The sequence below is a fragment of the Salinivibrio sp. ES.052 genome (genome assembly GCF_900141775.1).
GTDB lineage: Bacteria > Pseudomonadota > Gammaproteobacteria > Enterobacterales > Vibrionaceae > Salinivibrio.
In genome coordinates this window covers 118,013-135,772 of record NZ_FSRI01000001.1, presented here as the reverse complement: position 1 = coordinate 135,772, position 17,760 = coordinate 118,013, and the positions used below count along the sequence as shown (strand labels likewise).

The window sequence follows — 17,760 nt, the reverse complement described above, 5'->3', positions numbered from 1 at the left end:
CAGCCTACACCTGATGTAGGCGGGATTTAACTGCGTCGGGATTTAGCTACGTGTTGAGAAGCGATATCCAGCACCGCGTACAGTTTGCACCAATTTTGCGTGCCCTCCCGCTTCTAATACTTTGCGTAAACGACGAATATGCACATCAACGGTTCTGTCTTCTACATAAACGTTGGTGCCCCAAACATTATTCAACAGCTGTTCACGACTATAAACACGCTCTTGATGGGTCATAAAAAAGTGCAGGAGTTTAAACTCAGTTGGGCCCATATCAAGCGGCTCATCATTGGCCGTCACACGATGTGAGACAGGATCGAGTTTTAAGCCTTGTACTTCAATCACATCTTCCAAGGTAGTCGGTGAGACCCGACGCATGACCGCTTTTAAGCGTGCCATCAACTCCTTTGGAGAGAAAGGTTTGGTGATGTAATCATCGGCACCCACTTCGAGGCCACGCACTTTATCTTCTTCTTCACCGCGAGCGGTGAGCATCACCACTGGAATTTGACGTGTGAGCTCTTCACGCTTCAAATGTTTAATCAGGTTGAGCCCCGACCCACCAGGTAACATCCAATCCATTAGGATCATTTCTGGGTAAGGCTCGCATATTTGCGCCAGCGCTGAGTCGTAGTCTTCTGCCTCAACCGTTTGATACCCTTTTTGCTCCAGTACAAAGCAAAGCATCTCGCGAATCGGGGCTTCGTCTTCAACAACAAGAATCCGTCTAACCATGATAATTACCTAGTGTTATCATTTAACTGGCGCCATTATGTGGATTTATTATGACATTTTTGTGACCCAGGGCGAGCAATTTCCGCCCTGTCACAGCAAGGTGTGACCTAGCCAACACCTTGCTGTGATACCAATACACGGCTTGCGCCGCCACCCTGGCTGTCGACTCGCACTTGGGCACCGATCCGCTCAACCAGGGTACTGACATGCGAAATCACCCCAATCTGCCGACCATCCGCTTGCAAGGTATCTAGGCACGCCAATGCCATTTCTAAGCTGTCTGGATCCAGCGTACCGAACCCTTCATCAATAAATAACGATCCCAGTTGACGGGTATCCGCGGCCAAAGATGCCAGCGCAAGCGCCAGTGAGAGAGACACCAAAAAGCTCTCGCCGCCAGACAGTGACTCAACACTGCGTACTTCATCGCCCATATCATGATCGACAACTTGCAGCGCCAATAGGCTGTCTGGCACCGTTTGTAACGCGTATCGCGGTGATAACGAGGCTAAATGCTCATTGGCGATGTCCACCAACTGCGCCAACGTGAGCGATTGCGCCAAATTACGAAATTTCGCGCCACTGGCCGAGCCAATTAAATCGGCCAGTTTTAGCCACTGCTCCGTTTGGCTGCGCTGAGCGTCAATTTTCTCCGTCAGCGACCCCGCCTGTAGCTTGGCTTTTTCTGATTCGGCTAATTGATGGCGAAGGGTAAATAATCGCTGCTCGGCCGATTCCAACACTTGCTGCCAGGCGTCGTGTTGGGCCGCCAGTGATTCATCATCGTCCGACAGTTGCTGCGCATCAAGCCAAGCCTGTGCGTCGGCAATCGCTTGCTGGCAATGTGTCAGCTGCTGCTGACGCTCATCAACGCGCGTTTTCGCTTCTTGATACGCAGATTCTACTTCACTAATTGCTTGGTGCTCACTGGCGCGCCAACTCTCAGAGTAGGATAAAGCTTGCAGCACATCATACTGACTCATCTCTAACGTCGGTTGCCATTGGATCCATCGTCTGACGCTAGCACGGTAATGTTGCGCCGCTTCGTGTCGTTGTTGTATTAAGGTTTGCTGGCGTGCTTGAACCCCTGCCCGTTTTTCACTGGCTTGATTATAGGCCTGCTCAGCGTGAGTTCGCTTGACACGTTGCGCCTCGATGGCTGATTTATAATCTTGCTCAAGAGACACTAAATCTGACTGACGAATCAAAGCCTGGCGGGCTGTACTGCGCTGCTGATGATCTTGCGCGAGGATCACCAACTGCGCTTGCCGTGCTTGCGTATCGTCTAATAAGCTCTGGCATTGCTGTGTTAACGAAGCTAACTCGGTCTCTATCTGCTGTTTTTGAGTTGCCAAAGCCTCTTTTTCTTCCTGAAGCGCTCGATATCCTTGGATTTTTTGCTCCATTTGTCGGATATAGCGCGCAGCGCCGACCTGCTGTAAGCTTGCAAGCCACTGCCCCGCACCGAGTTGCTGATCAAGTGCTTGGCTTACCCGAGTCAGTTGCTCATGTTGCTGCTGACACTGCTCATCAATCGCATGAAGTCGCGTCTCGCACTCAGTCAATGATTGATCAAGTTGATGCCGTCGTGCCACTAATTGCTCCCGAGCTTGCTGTAATTCGCTGAGCGCGGTGTCTATTTGTTGGATATGGGCTAATTGGTGTTGGCGCTCTGTCATCACTTGATAACAGGTTTGATACTCGGCGTAGGTTTGCTGTGCCTGCGCGTCAATTTCACCAAGGATATCGCTGAGTGGACGCGCCAGATCAATGGTTTCATCCAACTCGGCAATCGCCCCATGCACTCCCCGCTCGTACTGCTGTCGTTCAGCTCGCCAAACCGCACCTTGTTCTTTCAGCTCAGCACAAGCATGCTGGCTTTGTTGGTGCTGCTTTTGCCAGTAATAATACTCAGCATGGTGTTGGTTGTAGGATGCTTGCAATGCCTCCACACGCGCCTGCTGCTGCGCGATCATTCCTTCAATCGCAGGGGCATGGTGCAGATAAGGATGCTCAGTTGCTCCACAGAGTGGGCAAGGGTCCCCCACTTGTAGGGTTTGGCGCAGATCATCAAGCTCGACCACCGCCATCGCCTGTTGGAGGCTGTTTTGCGCTTCTTCGACCTGAGCCTGCTCTCGGGTCAACGTGTCTTTCAAGCGGACTAAATGCGCTTGGCTGTCGGCAAACAATGCTTGATGCTTTTCAAGTTCCGCTTGGTTATGCTGACAGCGCTCTTGCCAGTATTGCCAATTTTGTCCCTCACTGAGCACCGCTTCTTGTTGCTGCTTTTGCTTATGCAGTGTGCTATAGCGTGCTTGATCCGCCTCTTGAGCCGCCAACAGTTCATCAGGATTCGCAGCCTGACGTTTCGCTTTTAATTGCGCGCTACTGTCATCAACTTGGGCGATGTCTTTATCAAGCTTTTCTCGCTGTGGTGCCCAGTGCTGGCGCTGGAGAGCACGCCTCTGGTGCTCCTCTTGCATCGCGGCCAGTATTTCCTGGCAGTCAAGGTATTGACGCAAATTATCGAACACAGGCTGGTAATGTTCAGCAATATGAGAAAAGTCCCCATAACGTTTAATTTCCGTCTCTAATGCCTGTGCACGCTGTTGCTTTTGTTGCGCATTCTCCTGCGTTTTTGCCAACGTATCTTGCGCTTGTCGGTACTTTTGCTGTTGCTCATTCAACGCCAAATTTTGCTCATGCATTTGGCTGTCTAACCCTGCCAGCTGCGTATCAAGCTGTTGGGCTTCGCGTACCTTAGGCTCAATGTCAGACCAAGCTTGCTCAGCCTCTGCTAACGCTCGGTTCGCCTTTCGCCAGCGTTCGGCCTGAGCGTCGTAGTCTTCCGCGATGTCTCGCTCTTCTCGGGCTAATTGATGAAGAGCAATCGTGAATGCCTGTCGCTGCCACTGATGCGTTTGTAATGCCTGCCAATCCTCTCTCGCTACTTGAACCCGCGCGATCTCATCCAGCTTTTCACGCCGAGTGGCAACCTCTTCGCGAGCGGTACTCGCCTCATCCAAAGCCTGCTGTGCCGATTCGAGCCCTTGCTGTGCCTGGGCTAAGTGAACGTGCTGTTGACGGTAGTCATTCAGCCTTTTAAGTTCACTCTGATGCACTTGAATGTGTTGCTGACACTCAACCTGTTCTTGGTGCAATCGCTGCTCATCGTCCTCGCTGAGTAGCTGTATATCCCCTAGCTGGCGAGTGAGTTGATCCAGGGCTTGTTTCTCGTCTCGCGCCCGCTCGTGCGCCATTTGTGACAGTCGGCTGTATATTTCAGTGCCGGTCATTCGCTCCAGCAAGGCCGCTCGATCATCTGCCGAGGCCTTTAAAAAAGCGGCAAAATCCCCTTGCGGCAACATCACAGCACGACGAAACTGCTCATAACTGAGCCCCACCAAGTGTTCTATTTCACTCAAGACTTCTTGCTTTTTACCCGCAATACGTTGACCGGAAGTGATATTTTCAAGCCAGTGTTCACTGGCCTGTATACGGCCATCTGCTTTGCCTCTAGCACGACGCACCGACCAGTGTGCACGCCAACGACTACCATCATGGGCGAGAAAATCCACTTCCGCGTACCCTTCACCTTTCCCGCGCGACAAAATACTGCGCACATCGTTGGCTTTGACTCGGGTAGCAGGATCGCCTAGGCCGATATCAGCATCGTGCTTTTTATTCGATTGAAAGCGCGGAATTTTGTCATACAGTGCCAGGCAAATCGCATCTAATAAGGTGGATTTCCCTGCCCCAGTTTTACCCGTGATCGCAAACAGACCACTGTCACCGAGCGGCCCTTGTGAAAAATCCAACGCAAACGGGTGTTGAATACTGGCCAAGTTCTCGCCACGTAATGCCAGAATTTTCATGGTTTATTCGTCCTCGTCCTGTTCCAATTGCTCCAATAACTGAGAAAAGGTTGCTGATAATGCGGTATCAGGTTCACCTTGATACTTTTGTTGCCAGCCATGGCGCAGCACTTGAAAAGGCTCGACGTCAGATAAACGTTGCTGACGAAAACCTACATCTTGCGGTTTTTCGCGATAATACGGCGAAATCTTGGCCAGTCGTACAGGTTTATCCTCCAACACCGCCAACACTTTCTCCCGTAACATCGGCTGTGGCTTATCCAATAGCACAGGGACATCCAGCAAGGGTTGCTGTGCCAACGGCAATGGCTCGGGGGCTAATTCTGCCAATGTTGCCAGCACGGTATCGAGGGGCTCAGGCTTTTCTGGCACCCGCCATAAATCGACGGCACGTGGGACAAGATGAGACGCCACATTATGCAGTTGGTTACCTTCTAAGGTCACGACTAGAACTTGATGCCGATAGTATCGCTCAGAGAGTGATAAGGGGATTGGCGAGCCGCTGTAACGGATACGTGTTTGTTTCGCTACTTTCTGCGCGAGGTGTAAATGTCCAAGCGCCACATACGCAATATCCTCACTGAAAATATCAGCGGGCAATGCGTGCTGGTTGCCACCCAAAATACGCCGTTCAGACATTTCTGACAGCTCGCCACTAGCCATATACACATGGCCCATCGCAATCAACGCCTGCTCGGCACGCGCGTTTTCACGCCCTGCTTGCTCGGTTTGCTGATAAATACTTCGCACTCCCTCAATAAGCCGATCGTCCTTTTCATCTAACCCCTCGGTACGTAAGTCACCACTTCGTAAAAAAGGCACGGCCAACACCCAAGCTGCCACATCGCCAGTACTATCGGTAATGGGCACCCGCATTCGTTCCGTATCTAAATCGCCATGATTGTCACGGGCAATGGCACCAATTAAGTGTAAATCAAAGGCTTTTAGTAGCTCGTGTGGCGCGTCGAGTTTGCTAGGTGAGTCATGATTCCCTCCGGTGATCACCACATTTAAGTGTGGAAGTGCTTTGGCAACGTCAGCTAAAAAGCGATACAGCATTCGCCAAGCGCTGGCGGGCGGGTTAGCACTATCAAACACATCGCCCGCCACTAACAGCGCATCGGCTTGCTCATTGATGAGGCATTGTTTGAGCCAATCAAGAAAGACTTGATGTTCATATTGGCGATCATAGCCATGAAGCTGATGTCCAAGATGCCAGTCGGAAGTATGAATGATTTTTAACACAGCTGAGGCAATCCGTTTGATTGAAGAAGTTGGGCAAGTTCGTCTCGCTGAAGTCGCGAGCAGGGTTAAATTCTACGCTAATTGCAGCGACATTCGAGAGTGAATGCAATACCATGTTGCCTTTCTCACAACAGGATGGATAAAGCCTCGCCATGATTTGGTTTAAGAATTTACTCGTCTATCGTCTTACCCGTGATATTCCCCTCGATCCCGCACAACTGGAAAGCCAGCTGAAGGAATTCGACTTTACCCCTTGCGGTAGCCAAGACATGCAAAAGTTTGGCTGGGATAATGCATTAGGTAAACACGGCGATATGCTCACTCATGTCAGCGGTAACAATATCCTGATCCGGGCCCGTAAAGAGGACAAACTCCTCCCTGCCTCGGTGATCAAAGATGCTCTAGAAGAAAAAGCGGAAGCGATGGAGCAAGCCCAAGGGCACCGCCTGAAAAAGCGTGAAAAGGACAGCCTGAAAGACGATGTGGTCATGGAGCTCTTGCCGCGTGCTTTTACCCGTCAAAGCCAAATGTGTGCGCTGATCATGGCCGACAAAGGCTTGGTGTTAGTGGATGCCGCCAGCATCAAAAAAGGCGAAGAGTTGCTCGCCCTATTGCGAAAATCCATTGGCAGTTTGCCCGTGGTACCCGTTGAAACCGAGACGCCTGCTGAGCAAGCCATGACGGAGTGGGTGAAGCAAGGTCAAGCCCCGCAAGGCTTCCACTTGGGTGATGAAGCAGAACTCAAAGCGTTACTCGAAGAAGGCGGCGTGATCAAATGCAAACAACAAGATCTGACAAGCGAAGAGATCCAGGCGCACCTTGAAGCAGATAAACACGTTACTAAGCTGTCGATGGATTGGCAAGAACACGTTCACTTCGTTCTTGGCGACGATCTGAGTGTAAAGCGGCTCAAATTCTCCGAGGAGATCCGCGATCAAAATGCCGATATTGATCGTGAAGATGTCGCAGCACGCCTTGATGCCGATCTGTCTCTGATGTGTGGTGAGCTCGACACCCTACTCGACGGTATATTTACCGCACTAGACGGACTTAAAACCGATTAACTGAACGCCTGATTAATTCCCTACAAAGAATGGGTAAATACGGCTGGTAGTGTGGGCACTGCCACAGTAAAATAGCGCCCACACTCACCTTCGATTCGAAGGTGCCTGACTTATACTCAGACTCAAGCTTGGAATTATGTTTACGCCAGAATTACTCTCCCCTGCCGGTAGCCTAAAAAATATGCGCTACGCGTTCGCCTATGGGGCTGATGCGGTTTATGCCGGCCAACCACGTTACAGCCTGCGTGTGCGCAACAATGAATTTAACCACGATAACCTGAAAATCGGGATTGATGAAGCCCATGCTCAGGGGAAGAAATTCTACGTGGTCTGTAATATTCAACCGCACAACGCCAAGCTCAAAACCTTTATCCGTGATCTCACTCCTATTATAGAGATGGGCCCTGATGCACTGATCATGTCAGATGCAGGCCTTATCATGATGGTGCGTGAACACTTCCCCGACATGGCTATCCACCTTTCCGTGCAAGCCAACGCCATTAACTGGGCAACGGTCAAGTTTTGGCAGCAGCAAGGCATCGAACGCGTGATCCTATCGCGTGAATTATCTTTAGAAGAAATTGAAGATATTCGCCAGCACTGCCCAGAGATGGAGCTTGAAATATTTGTCCATGGCGCATTATGTATGGCCTATTCAGGCCGTTGTCTGCTGTCAGGCTATATTAATAAGCGTGATCCAAACCAAGGCACCTGTACCAACGCCTGCCGTTGGGACTACAAAGTTCATAAAGGCAAAGAAGATGATGCAGGCCAGGTGGTACAGGTCCAAGAAGTGACCCCAACGCTGGGGGAAGGCGAGCCGGTCGATGAGGTTGTCTTACTTGAAGAAGGTGGACGCCCGGGGGAGTTGATGGCCGCGTATGAAGATGAACACGGCACCTACATCATGAACTCGAAAGACTTGCGCGCCATTCAGCACGTTGAACGTCTAACCCAAATGGGTGTGCACTCACTAAAAATCGAAGGCCGTACTAAGTCTTTCTATTATTGCGCACGCACAGCACAGGTGTATCGCCAAGCGATTGATGATGCCGTGGCCGGTAAACCGTTCGATGAGAGCCTGATGAACACCCTCGAGAACCTTGCACACAGAGGCTACACCGAAGGCTTTTTGCGTCGCCACACCCACGATAGCTACCAAAACTATGATTACGGCTATTCTATTTCTGAACAGCAGCAATTTGTCGGCGAATTCACCGGCAAGCGCCGTGGCGATCTGGCCGAAGTGGAAGTGAAGAATAAATTTATGCTCGGTGACAGCCTTGAGCTAATGACGCCACGCGGCAATGTCCATTTCACCTTAGAAGCGATGGAGAACCGCAAATCAGAAACCATCACTGATGCCAAAGGCAGCGGCCATTTCGTATTTATCCCTGTGCCAGAAGATATGGATCTAGAGTACGCGCTACTGATGCGTAACCTGCAATCAGGACAAGATACACGTAACCCATCGGGTAAGTAATATGGCACTACTCATCACCGATAAATGCATAAACTGCGATATGTGTGAACCCGAGTGTCCCAACGGGGCCATCTCGATGGGTTCCGAGATCTTTGAGATCGAGCCAGATTTATGTACCGAGTGTAAAGGCCATTACGACAAGCCAACGTGTCAGTCGGTCTGCCCGATCTCCAAATGCATTATCACCGATCCCGATAATGTCGAGACTGAGGATCAGCTCCTAGAAAAATTTGTGGTCATCCAAGGGATGGCCTAAGCCATTAAAAGCGCCGCAAGGCGCTTTTTTTATGTCTTTTATTCTCCAGCAATAACTCTAACACTATAGGGGCGCTTCAAACGCAAAAAAACCCTACTAAATTTAGCAGGGTTTCTAAGTAGTGGCGGAGTGGACGGGACTCGAACCCGCGACCCCCGGCGTGACAGGCCGGTATTCTAACCAACTGAACTACCACTCCGCACCAATTCTGTCTCATCAAAGTCTTACGTCAATCAGCTTTGATGCTCAAATTGCGAGCTATGCGCAGTGAGTTTTGAAGCGAGACGCACAATGTATGCCAATACATGAGCATCGCAGCTATCAAAAATCGCAAGCAATAGGCGCAATTTATAATCAAAGCCTGGCGATGTCCTACTCTCACATGGGGAGACCCCACACTACCATCGGCGCTGCTTCGTTTCACTACTGAGTTCGGCATGGAGTCAGGTGGGTCCAAAGCGCTATGGTCGCCAAGCAAATTCGGTAATCTAGAAAGCTGTTCGTTCTCGCCACAATCAACTGGCTTATTTCGAGTCCAACCCAAAACCTCTTGGGTGTTGTATGGTTAAGCCGCACGGGCAATTAGTACAGGTTAGCTCAACGCCTCACAGCGCTTACACACCCTGCCTATCAACGTCGTAGTCTACGACAACCCTTTAGAGAGCTCGAAGCTCTAGGGATGACTCATCTCGGGGCCAGCTTCGCGCTTAGATGCTTTCAGCGCTTATCTGTGCCGAACTTAGCTACCGGGCAATGCGTCTGGCGACACAACCCGAACACCAGCGGTTCGTCCACTCCGGTCCTCTCGTACTAGGAGCAGCTCCCCTCAATCATCCAACGCCCACGGCAGATAGGGACCGAACTGTCTCACGACGTTCTAAACCCAGCTCGCGTACCACTTTAAATGGCGAACAGCCATACCCTTGGGACCGACTTCAGCCCCAGGATGTGATGAGCCGACATCGAGGTGCCAAACACCGCCGTCGATATGAACTCTTGGGCGGTATCAGCCTGTTATCCCCGGAGTACCTTTTATCCGTTGAGCGATGGCCCTTCCATTCAGAACCACCGGATCACTATGACCTACTTTCGTACCTGCTCGAGCCGTCACTCTCGCAGTTAAGCGGGCTTATGCCATTGCACTAACCTCACGATGTCCGACCGTGATTAGCCCACCTTCGTGCTCCTCCGTTACTCTTTGGGAGGAGACCGCCCCAGTCAAACTACCCACCAGGCACTGTCCTCACCCCCGATAAGGGGGCTAAGTTAGAACATCAAACATACAAGGGTGGTATTTCAAGGTTGGCTCCGCGACAACTGGCGTCGCCGTTTCAAAGCCTCCCACCTATCCTACACATGTAGGCTCAATGTTCAGTGCCAAGCTGTAGTAAAGGTTCACGGGGTCTTTCCGTCTAGCCGCGGGTACACAGCATCTTCACTGCGATTTCAATTTCACTGAGTCTCGGGTGGAGACAGCGTGGCCATCATTACGCCATTCGTGCAGGTCGGAACTTACCCGACAAGGAATTTCGCTACCTTAGGACCGTTATAGTTACGGCCGCCGTTTACCGGGGCTTCGATCAATGGCTTCTCTTGCGATAACCACATCAATTAACCTTCCGGCACCGGGCAGGCGTCACACCGTATACGTCATCTTTCGATTTTGCACAGTGCTGTGTTTTTAATAAACAGTTGCAGCCACCTGGTATCTGCGACTGCCCATAGCTCCATCCGCAAGGGACTTCACCGTGGGCAGCGTACCTTCTCCCGAAGTTACGGTACCATTTTGCCTAGTTCCTTCACCCGAGTTCTCTCAAGCGCCTTGGTATTCTCTACCCGACCACCTGTGTCGGTTTGGAGTACGGTTCCTACTTACCTGAAGCTTAGAGGCTTTTCCCGGAAGCATGGCATCAATGACTTCACCACCTTGGTGGCTCGACATCGGGTCTCGACCGTGTGTAATCCCGGATTTGCCTAAGATTACAGCCTACACCCTTGAACCTGGACTACCATCGCCAGGCCCACCTAGCCTTCTCCGTCCCCCCATCGCAGTAAGTAGCAGTACGGGAATATTAACCCGTTTCCCATCGACTACGCCTTTCGGCCTCGCCTTAGGGGCCGACTTACCCTGCCCCGATTAACGTTGGACAGGAACCCTTGGTCTTCCGGCGTGGAGGTTTTTCACCCCCATTATCGTTACTCATGTCAGCATTCGCACTTGTGATACCTCCAGCATGCCTCTCAGCACACCTTCAACGGCTTACACAACGCTCCCCTACCCAATACGATAAATCGCATTGCCGCAGCTTCGGTGTATCGCTTAGCCCCGTTACATCTTCCGCGCAGGCCGACTCGACCAGTGAGCTATTACGCTTTCTTTAAATGATGGCTGCTTCTAAGCCAACATCCTGGCTGTCTGAGCCTTCCCACATCGTTTCCCACTTAGCGATAACTTTGGGACCTTAGCTGGCGGTCTGGGTTGTTTCCCTCTCCACGACGGACGTTAGCACCCGCCGTGTGTCTCCCGGATAGCACTTACTGGTATTCGGAGTTTGCAAAGGGTTGGTAAGTCGGGATGACCCCCTAGCCTTAACAGTGCTCTACCCCCAGTAGTGTTCGTCCGAGGCGCTACCTAAATAGCTTTCGGGGAGAACCAGCTATCTCCGAGTTTGATTGGCCTTTCACCCCTAGCCACAGGTCATCTCCTAACTTTTCAACGTTAGTGAGTTCGGTCCTCCAGTTGATGTTACTCAACCTTCAACCTGCCCATGGCTAGATCACTCGGTTTCGGGTCTAATGCAAGCAACTGTGCGCCCAGTTAAGACTCGGTTTCCCTACGGCTCCCCTATGCGGTTAACCTTGCTACTTACATTAAGTCGCTGACCCATTATACAAAAGGTACGCGGTCACCCCACGAAGGAGGCTCCCACTGCTTGTACGTAGACGGTTTCAGGTTCTATTTCACTCCCCTCACAGGGGTTCTTTTCGCCTTTCCCTCACGGTACTGGTTCACTATCGGTCAGTCAGGAGTATTTAGCCTTGGAGGATGGTCCCCCCATGTTCAGACAAGATATCACGTGTCCCGTCCTACTCGTTTTCACAGATATGGCGCCGTCGGTTACGGGGCTATCACCCTTTGTTGCCAGGTTTTCCAACCTGTTCACCTAACGCCAAGTCTGCTTAAGGGCTGCTCCGGGGTCGCTCGCCGCTACTGCCGGAATCTCAATTGATTTCTTTTCCTTCGGGTACTTAGATGTTTCAGTTCCCCGAGTTCGCCTCTTAGCGCTATGTATTCACGCTAAGATACCTGCTTATGCAGGTGGGTTTCCCCATTCGGACATCCCAGATTCAAATGGCTTTTACTGCCTTATCTGGGCTTATCGCAAGTTAATACGTCCTTCATCGCCTCTGACTGCCAAGGCATCCACCGTCTACGCTTAGTCACTTAACCATACAACCCCAAAAGGTCTTGCTTATTTACTTTCACTTTTAAAAAGTGAAAACAAACGGTTTAAACAACTAAGGTTTTGTTTTTGCCGGACTCAAAATAGAGACTTTGCTTATCAAATAAGACAAAGCCCAAGCACACTTGATTGTGTGAGTGACATTACATGTCACTGATTGAGAACTTTACTTTCATTCTTAAAGAATGACTTTGTCAGCTTTCCAGATTGTTAAAGAGCATGTGATTCTATCAATACGACAAACCACTTTTTAAAGACACTTATCATCATAAATGCACTTAAAAAGTGGTGGAGCTAAGCAGGATCGAACTGCTGACCTCCTGCGTGCAAGGCAGGCGCTCTCCCAGCTGAGCTATAGCCCCACATTGATTACTTTGTTAACCAACACATTTGGGGATGTGTTGGTGGGTCTGAGTGGACTTGAACCACCGACCTCACCCTTATCAGGGGTGCGCTCTAACCAGCTGAGCTACAGACCCATCAAAGCAATGATGTGCTCTCTTTCAATTTCAACCTATACAATCTGTGTGAACACTCGCAAGAATAGCGTCAGTAAGGAGGTGATCCAGCCCCAGGTTCCCCTAGGGCTACCTTGTTACGACTTCACCCCAGTCATGAACCACACCGTGGTAAACGCCCTCCCGAAGGTTAAGCTATCTACTTCTGGTGCAGCCCACTCCCATGGTGTGACGGGCGGTGTGTACAAGGCCCGGGAACGTATTCACCGTGGCATTCTGATCCACGATTACTAGCGATTCCGACTTCATGGAGTCGAGTTGCAGACTCCAATCCGGACTACGACAAACTTTAAGGGATTCGCTTAACATCGCTGTCTCGCTGCCCTCTGTATCTGCCATTGTAGCACGTGTGTAGCCCTACTCGTAAGGGCCATGATGACTTGACGTCGTCCCCACCTTCCTCCGGTTTATCACCGGCAGTCTCCCTGGAGTTCCCACCATTACGTGCTGGCAAACAAGGATAAGGGTTGCGCTCGTTGCGGGACTTAACCCAACATTTCACAACACGAGCTGACGACAGCCATGCAGCACCTGTCTCAGTGTTCCCGAAGGCACCAATCCATCTCTGGAAAGTTCACTGGATGTCAAGAGTAGGTAAGGTTCTTCGCGTTGCATCGAATTAAACCACATGCTCCACCGCTTGTGCGGGCCCCCGTCAATTCATTTGAGTTTTAACCTTGCGGCCGTACTCCCCAGGCGGTCTACTTAATGCGTTAGCGCCGAAAGCCAAAGTCTAAAACCTCAACCTCCAAGTAGACATCGTTTACAGCGTGGACTACCAGGGTATCTAATCCTGTTTGCTACCCACGCTTTCGCATCTGAGCGTCAGTCTTTGTCCAGGGGGCCGCCTTCGCCACTGGTATTCCTTCAGATCTCTACGCATTTCACCGCTACACCTGAAATTCTACCCCCCTCTACAAGACTCTAGCCTGCCAGTTTCAAATGCGGTTCCGAGGTTGAGCCCCGGGCTTTCACATCTGACTTAACAAACCGCCTGCATGCGCTTTACGCCCAGTAATTCCGATTAACGCTTGCACCCTCCGTATTACCGCGGCTGCTGGCACGGAGTTAGCCGGTGCTTCTTCTGCAGCTAACGTCAAGCAATGCACGTATTAAGTACACTACCTTCCTCACTGCTGAAAGTGCTTTACAACCCGAAGGCCTTCTTCACACACGCGGCATGGCTGCATCAGGGTCTCCCCCATTGTGCAATATTCCCCACTGCTGCCTCCCGTAGGAGTCTGGGCCGTGTCTCAGTCCCAGTGTGGCTGATCATCCTCTCAAACCAGCTAAGGATCGTCGCCTTGGTAAGCCTTTACCTTACCAACTAGCTAATCCTAACTGGGCCCATCCCAACGCGATAGCTTACATGTAGTGGCCACCTTTGGTCCGTAGACATTATGCGGTATTAGCCGTCGTTTCCAACGGTTATCCCCCTCGTCAGGGCAGGTTCCCAGCCGTTACTCACCCGTCCGCCGCTCGACGTCCAGTAAATCCACCGAAGCTTTAATACTGCCGTTTCCGCTCGACTTGCATGTGTTAGGCCTGCCGCCAGCGTTCAATCTGAGCCATGATCAAACTCTTCAATTTAAGTTCTTTTGTTCGCTTTCCCATAAGGAAAGACAAACGGCTCGATAAATACTGTTTTGTTCGTCTCCTAAGAGACAAACGAATTGACTGTGCCGAATAACTAAAAGTTATCGTTTGGTCACTCAGTTCATCGAATAAATCTTTTTGTCTATTCTCAACGAGTGCCCACACAGATTGCATAGGTCAAATTGTTAAAGAGCGCCGCTCAATGTTGAGCGGGAGTGGCATCTTACGCCACCCTGGCAACAAGTCAAGCTTTTTGTTTTTGCTTGTTTGTTTTGCCGTTGTTAGCGCGGCTTGCCGTGCCAACGAGAGCGCATTATAGAGAGGTGATTTTTTGACGCAAGGGGTTTTTGATAAAAACATTTCAAGCGGACAAAAAGCAGCCAATATTCCTCTTTTTCTCTCAACGCAACACAGAAGATAACGACTAGGGCGCTTGATTCCTCAGTGTTGAGCCCGTGAAATAAAAGCTCATTGTCTGCTTACGAGCACGACTGTCCTGCCAGCGAACGAGTAGTGTGAGTGTTTTTGCATACACACCATCGCTGTTGGAAAGTATATTTTTTGTCTCAGACACATCTAATTCATACACGGTCCCCTCCGTGTTGATCAAACACTGCGCTAAGCTGCCTAACACTATGTTCCCACTCTTACTTCCATTACAGGACGCTCCCGTGTTCATCAATCGCCAGTGGGCTAACTGATCACTCGCGAGATGCATCGCTCCTTCGGCTAAGCGGACATTGTATTGCTTCGCTTGAATACCGGCAGTCAGGGTATAGACCCCCGCCCCAGTCACCACCACCAGGACCAGCGCAATCAGTATTTCTAAGAAGGAGAAACCGGATTGACACTTCATCGTCTTATCCTCCACTGGGTGGTGTCAGGTTGTAATAGCTATTGGGTAAGGGCCGTAACTGTCCGAGCCCCTCAAAACTAGCACTCTTGTTACCATCGTCATAATTGGCAACTAACGAACCATTTACGACTGTATTGCCATCGGGGACATCGACAATAAATGCACCATTGGTTTTAAAACTGCCATCAAACCAGAAGGGGACGCGACTTGCCTGCTGCGGTTTTTTCACATTGGCAGTGATATTCTGGCAAAGCTCGCGAATCGTCGCATCACTGTGCGTGCATGACACCTTCCCACCCTGAGAGCTTTCCATGCCCCATTGCCTAGCAAACTCATTCGCGTTCAGCGTGGGATTAAATTGATAGATGACACCGTTAAATGGGTTCATCGCACCACGTAGCGCCATAATACCGTCTTGTACAACCAGTAAGATCGGCGAGTCATTCGCCAATGGCAACTTTCCTCCTCGGCTTAAATCACAAGGACCATTGACCCACACTTTAACGTTAGATTGCCCTTGTCCCACAGCCTCCACCAATGTGTCAAAACACTTCGATGCGTCGCCATGCGTATCAACGGTCACCCCACCTTGGTCGATAAACTGTTCTTTGGCAATCGGCCACCGTGAACGCGGGACACCAAAGTAGTCTTGGAATACATCCATCTCCTCGACGTTGGTTTTCACATCTTTTTTCAGCAGCGCACCTGTCTCGTCGGTACTATCTGCCACTTGGTAGTCAAGCACCTCAGTTTTATACTCAGGCGCGCATTCATCACCTCCTCCTAAACTGACGATAAAATTATTTTTACTGTCTTTGCTTTTATCGTTCGGGGGGGGTTCACCTGGCTTTCGCGGGCTAATCCTGACATCACCACCTGCAATAATGGACTGACATTCATAGCCCCCATCGCGTTTTTTACCCTTCGCCGGCTGCCACTCATTCCCACCGTAAAATAACACCGAACCTGAAGTGACAAACGCCGCCGCGCGACCACCTCCCGCGCCTTGCAATGTCACTCCTACTTGCTGGTGTTGGGAATGAGCACTCAAACGCCACAATGAGGGATTATTCTGCCACCGCGCTAACTGCAACCGACTGTTTGCCACTCCTTGGCATTCAGATAACTGTTTAAGTCCTTCAGTTGTATCACCGGATGAGAGGTCGAGGCCGTCTTGATATATTTTTGCCACCGCACAGTCGAGTGCCGCCCAAGCTTTTGAAAGTGAGCGCTCTGTTTTGATCCGCGCTTGAGCCTGTTGAATATCATTGACCACACGGCGACTGACACCAAACACCATCAAAAGCGTAATGAGTGCAATACTGGCTACTACCGCCAGGGTTGCTATACCATTGCTTCCCTTCCCGCTTTTTACCTGTTTCATGATGGATTAACCGTGTTAACGAGCACCAGTGTGCGAGAGAGGGTTTCACTTTCACTAGGCTTATCTCTCAAAGCCGCAGAAAGCTTGATCGTCAGCGAGGTCACAACCCGCCCGCTCGCCGTGCGCTGTTCATCACGAGAAAACGTTAAATAATTTATCTTCAGCGCATGTGAAGAGATATCTCGCCAATACGTTGATTCACATGACCAGTTCTTGATCTCTCGATGATTTTCATAGATTTCTATCGCTTGTGAATCCGCATCGAATCGAAACCCTTTAGCATCATCTTTACCCATGGAGTGTGTGGGATAGGTCTCGGTTTGTTGGTAGGAAAACCGCAAACATTGCCCCTCAGATTGATCGAGCTCTCCACCGATAGCAAGAAGATGAGAACGGTTACTATGCTTAAAATGGTAAGGCGAGGTGTCACCACATTGATAACACAGACCAGCACGACGAATATCAGATTCCATCCACGTCAGTAGCCGACTTATTTCTAAAGACAATACCGTTTTACCATCCAAGCGACTTTGAGTTGTTGTTGCTGTTGTCATTAACGCAAGCGCCGCCATGGTTATCATTATGCTCACTGAAAGCCCGACTAACAGCTCAATCAATGAATAACCGTCACAATTAACCGCACGCATTGTCTTCCCTTACCCGTTGACAAGCGTGAAAGCCAAGATACTGACGAACCATCACTATGTAATCTGGCGAGCTCGTTTGATTAGCGCCTAATCCGACCGTGAGATTGAGGTTCGGCCGTTGAGTCCTAAAATCAATTTCGAATAGTTCGCCTTCAGGCAAAGGCTCCCATCCCTTGGATACTTTCTTCTGTAGGGCGATCTTCTCTGGGATCCGCACCATGGGTGATACCGTTTGCTGGCAATTGATCAATGGCGTCACGCTTGCCTGATTGACAGCGGCGCCTTTATGCTCTGAGTGGCTTGCAATAACACACTGAATATGTTCATTTTTGTGTAAATATAAATAATAAGCTTGGTTCTCACTGATCGCGCGGCTTTGAGCCAGCTGGAATAAGCTTGCAAGCTCTGCACTCCGGCTAGCAATCAATGTCGATTGGCGTACATTGCCAAAAAGGGGAAACGCAACAGCACAAATAACAGCCAACACACTCAGTACAACTAACGACTCAATAAGCGTTACTCCGTTATTTCGTCTCAATTTTTGATTTGAGACGGCGATTCGAAAACGCATACTGCCTCCCAAGATCCTTACTCGTCGATTGAGCGCAGCGTACCACTGCCCTAGGCTCTCTAACGTTTT

Annotated in this window: 10 protein-coding genes, 3 tRNA genes and 3 rRNA genes; 3 read left to right on the top strand and 13 right to left on the bottom strand. The window is 50.4% G+C overall.

What is annotated here, in order from left to right:
* Positions 1-42: 42 nt before the first annotated feature.
* From phoB to BUQ98_RS00610, 3 genes are all read right to left on the bottom strand, one after another.
* Positions 43-732, bottom strand: a complete 690-nt coding sequence (phoB, locus tag BUQ98_RS00620) for a phosphate regulon transcriptional regulator PhoB (protein ID WP_074212020.1) — start codon at positions 730-732, stop codon at positions 43-45.
* A gap of 107 nt (positions 733-839) precedes the next feature.
* Complete coding sequence (locus BUQ98_RS00615) at positions 840-4,607, bottom strand: AAA family ATPase (RefSeq protein WP_074212019.1); 3,768 nt, start codon at positions 4,605-4,607, stop codon at positions 840-842.
* A gap of 3 nt (positions 4,608-4,610) precedes the next feature.
* On the bottom strand, positions 4,611-5,852 hold the full coding sequence (locus BUQ98_RS00610; protein ID WP_074212018.1) for an exonuclease SbcCD subunit D C-terminal domain-containing protein: 1,242 nt from the start codon (positions 5,850-5,852) through the stop codon (positions 4,611-4,613).
* A gap of 155 nt (positions 5,853-6,007) precedes the next feature.
* On the opposite strand from BUQ98_RS00610, the gene rdgC reads away from it, so the two are divergent.
* The 3 genes from rdgC (at position 6,008) to BUQ98_RS00595 (ending at position 8,655) form a co-directional block, all read left to right on the top strand.
* Positions 6,008-6,916, top strand: coding sequence for a recombination-associated protein RdgC (gene rdgC / locus BUQ98_RS00605; RefSeq protein ID WP_175566304.1), 909 nt, complete (start codon positions 6,008-6,010; stop codon positions 6,914-6,916).
* A 136-nt stretch (positions 6,917-7,052) separates the two neighbouring features.
* Positions 7,053-8,399: a prephenate-dependent tRNA uridine(34) hydroxylase TrhP gene (yegQ, locus tag BUQ98_RS00600; protein ID WP_074212016.1), complete on the top strand. Its 1,347-nt coding sequence runs from the start codon at positions 7,053-7,055 to the stop codon at positions 8,397-8,399.
* Position 8,400: 1 nt separating this feature from the next.
* Positions 8,401-8,655: a YfhL family 4Fe-4S dicluster ferredoxin gene (locus BUQ98_RS00595; protein ID WP_021022889.1), complete on the top strand. Its 255-nt coding sequence runs from the start codon at positions 8,401-8,403 to the stop codon at positions 8,653-8,655.
* 122 nt (positions 8,656-8,777) lie between these two features.
* Here BUQ98_RS00595 and BUQ98_RS00590 read toward each other — a convergent pair.
* From BUQ98_RS00590 to BUQ98_RS00540, 10 genes are all read right to left on the bottom strand, one after another.
* Positions 8,778-8,854, bottom strand: a tRNA-Asp gene (locus BUQ98_RS00590).
* 160 nt (positions 8,855-9,014) lie between these two features.
* Positions 9,015-9,130 (bottom strand): 5S ribosomal RNA (rrf, locus tag BUQ98_RS00585).
* Positions 9,131-9,216: 86 nt separating this feature from the next.
* Positions 9,217-12,106: ribosomal RNA gene (locus tag BUQ98_RS00580) — 23S ribosomal RNA — on the bottom strand.
* A 299-nt stretch (positions 12,107-12,405) separates the two neighbouring features.
* Positions 12,406-12,481, bottom strand: a tRNA-Ala gene (locus BUQ98_RS00575).
* Positions 12,482-12,521: 40 nt separating this feature from the next.
* Positions 12,522-12,598: transfer RNA gene (locus BUQ98_RS00570), tRNA-Ile, on the bottom strand.
* 74 nt (positions 12,599-12,672) lie between these two features.
* Positions 12,673-14,227, bottom strand: a 16S ribosomal RNA gene (locus tag BUQ98_RS00565).
* Together the 16S, 23S and 5S rRNA genes with 3 tRNA genes alongside form the textbook arrangement of a ribosomal RNA operon.
* A 430-nt stretch (positions 14,228-14,657) precedes the next feature.
* Positions 14,658-15,089: a type IV pilus modification PilV family protein gene (locus BUQ98_RS00555; protein ID WP_074212014.1), complete on the bottom strand. Its 432-nt coding sequence runs from the start codon at positions 15,087-15,089 to the stop codon at positions 14,658-14,660.
* A 4-nt stretch (positions 15,090-15,093) separates the two neighbouring features.
* Positions 15,094-16,473: a hypothetical protein gene (locus BUQ98_RS00550; RefSeq protein WP_074212013.1), complete on the bottom strand. Its 1,380-nt coding sequence runs from the start codon at positions 16,471-16,473 to the stop codon at positions 15,094-15,096.
* Positions 16,470-17,120 carry a PulJ/GspJ family protein gene (locus BUQ98_RS00545; RefSeq protein WP_074212012.1) on the bottom strand — a complete coding sequence of 217 codons (651 nt, stop codon included), beginning with the start codon at positions 17,118-17,120 and terminating at the stop codon, positions 16,470-16,472. Before BUQ98_RS00545 ends, BUQ98_RS00550 begins: the two co-directional genes overlap by 4 nt.
* Entirely contained in the window at positions 17,107-17,691 is a 585-nt protein-coding gene (locus BUQ98_RS00540) for a pilus assembly FimT family protein (protein ID WP_074212011.1), read from the bottom strand. Before BUQ98_RS00540 ends, BUQ98_RS00545 begins: the two co-directional genes overlap by 14 nt.
* Between the last annotated feature and the right edge of the window lie 69 nt (positions 17,692-17,760).

Coding starts and splice junctions, on each gene's coding strand:
- yegQ (WP_074212016.1), top strand. CDS start 7,053: ATGTTTACGCCAGAATTACTCTCCCCTGCCGGTAGCCTAAAAAATATG.
- BUQ98_RS00555 (WP_074212014.1), bottom strand. CDS start 15,089: ATGAAGTGTCAATCCGGTTTCTCCTTCTTAGAAATACTGATTGCGCTG.
- BUQ98_RS00540 (WP_074212011.1), bottom strand. CDS start 17,691: ATGCGTTTTCGAATCGCCGTCTCAAATCAAAAATTGAGACGAAATAAC.
- BUQ98_RS00545 (WP_074212012.1), bottom strand. CDS start 17,120: ATGCGTGCGGTTAATTGTGACGGTTATTCATTGATTGAGCTGTTAGTC.
- BUQ98_RS00615 (WP_074212019.1), bottom strand. CDS start 4,607: ATGAAAATTCTGGCATTACGTGGCGAGAACTTGGCCAGTATTCAACAC.
- BUQ98_RS00550 (WP_074212013.1), bottom strand. CDS start 16,473: ATGAAACAGGTAAAAAGCGGGAAGGGAAGCAATGGTATAGCAACCCTG.
- BUQ98_RS00595 (WP_021022889.1), top strand. CDS start 8,401: ATGGCACTACTCATCACCGATAAATGCATAAACTGCGATATGTGTGAA.
- phoB (WP_074212020.1), bottom strand. CDS start 732: ATGGTTAGACGGATTCTTGTTGTTGAAGACGAAGCCCCGATTCGCGAG.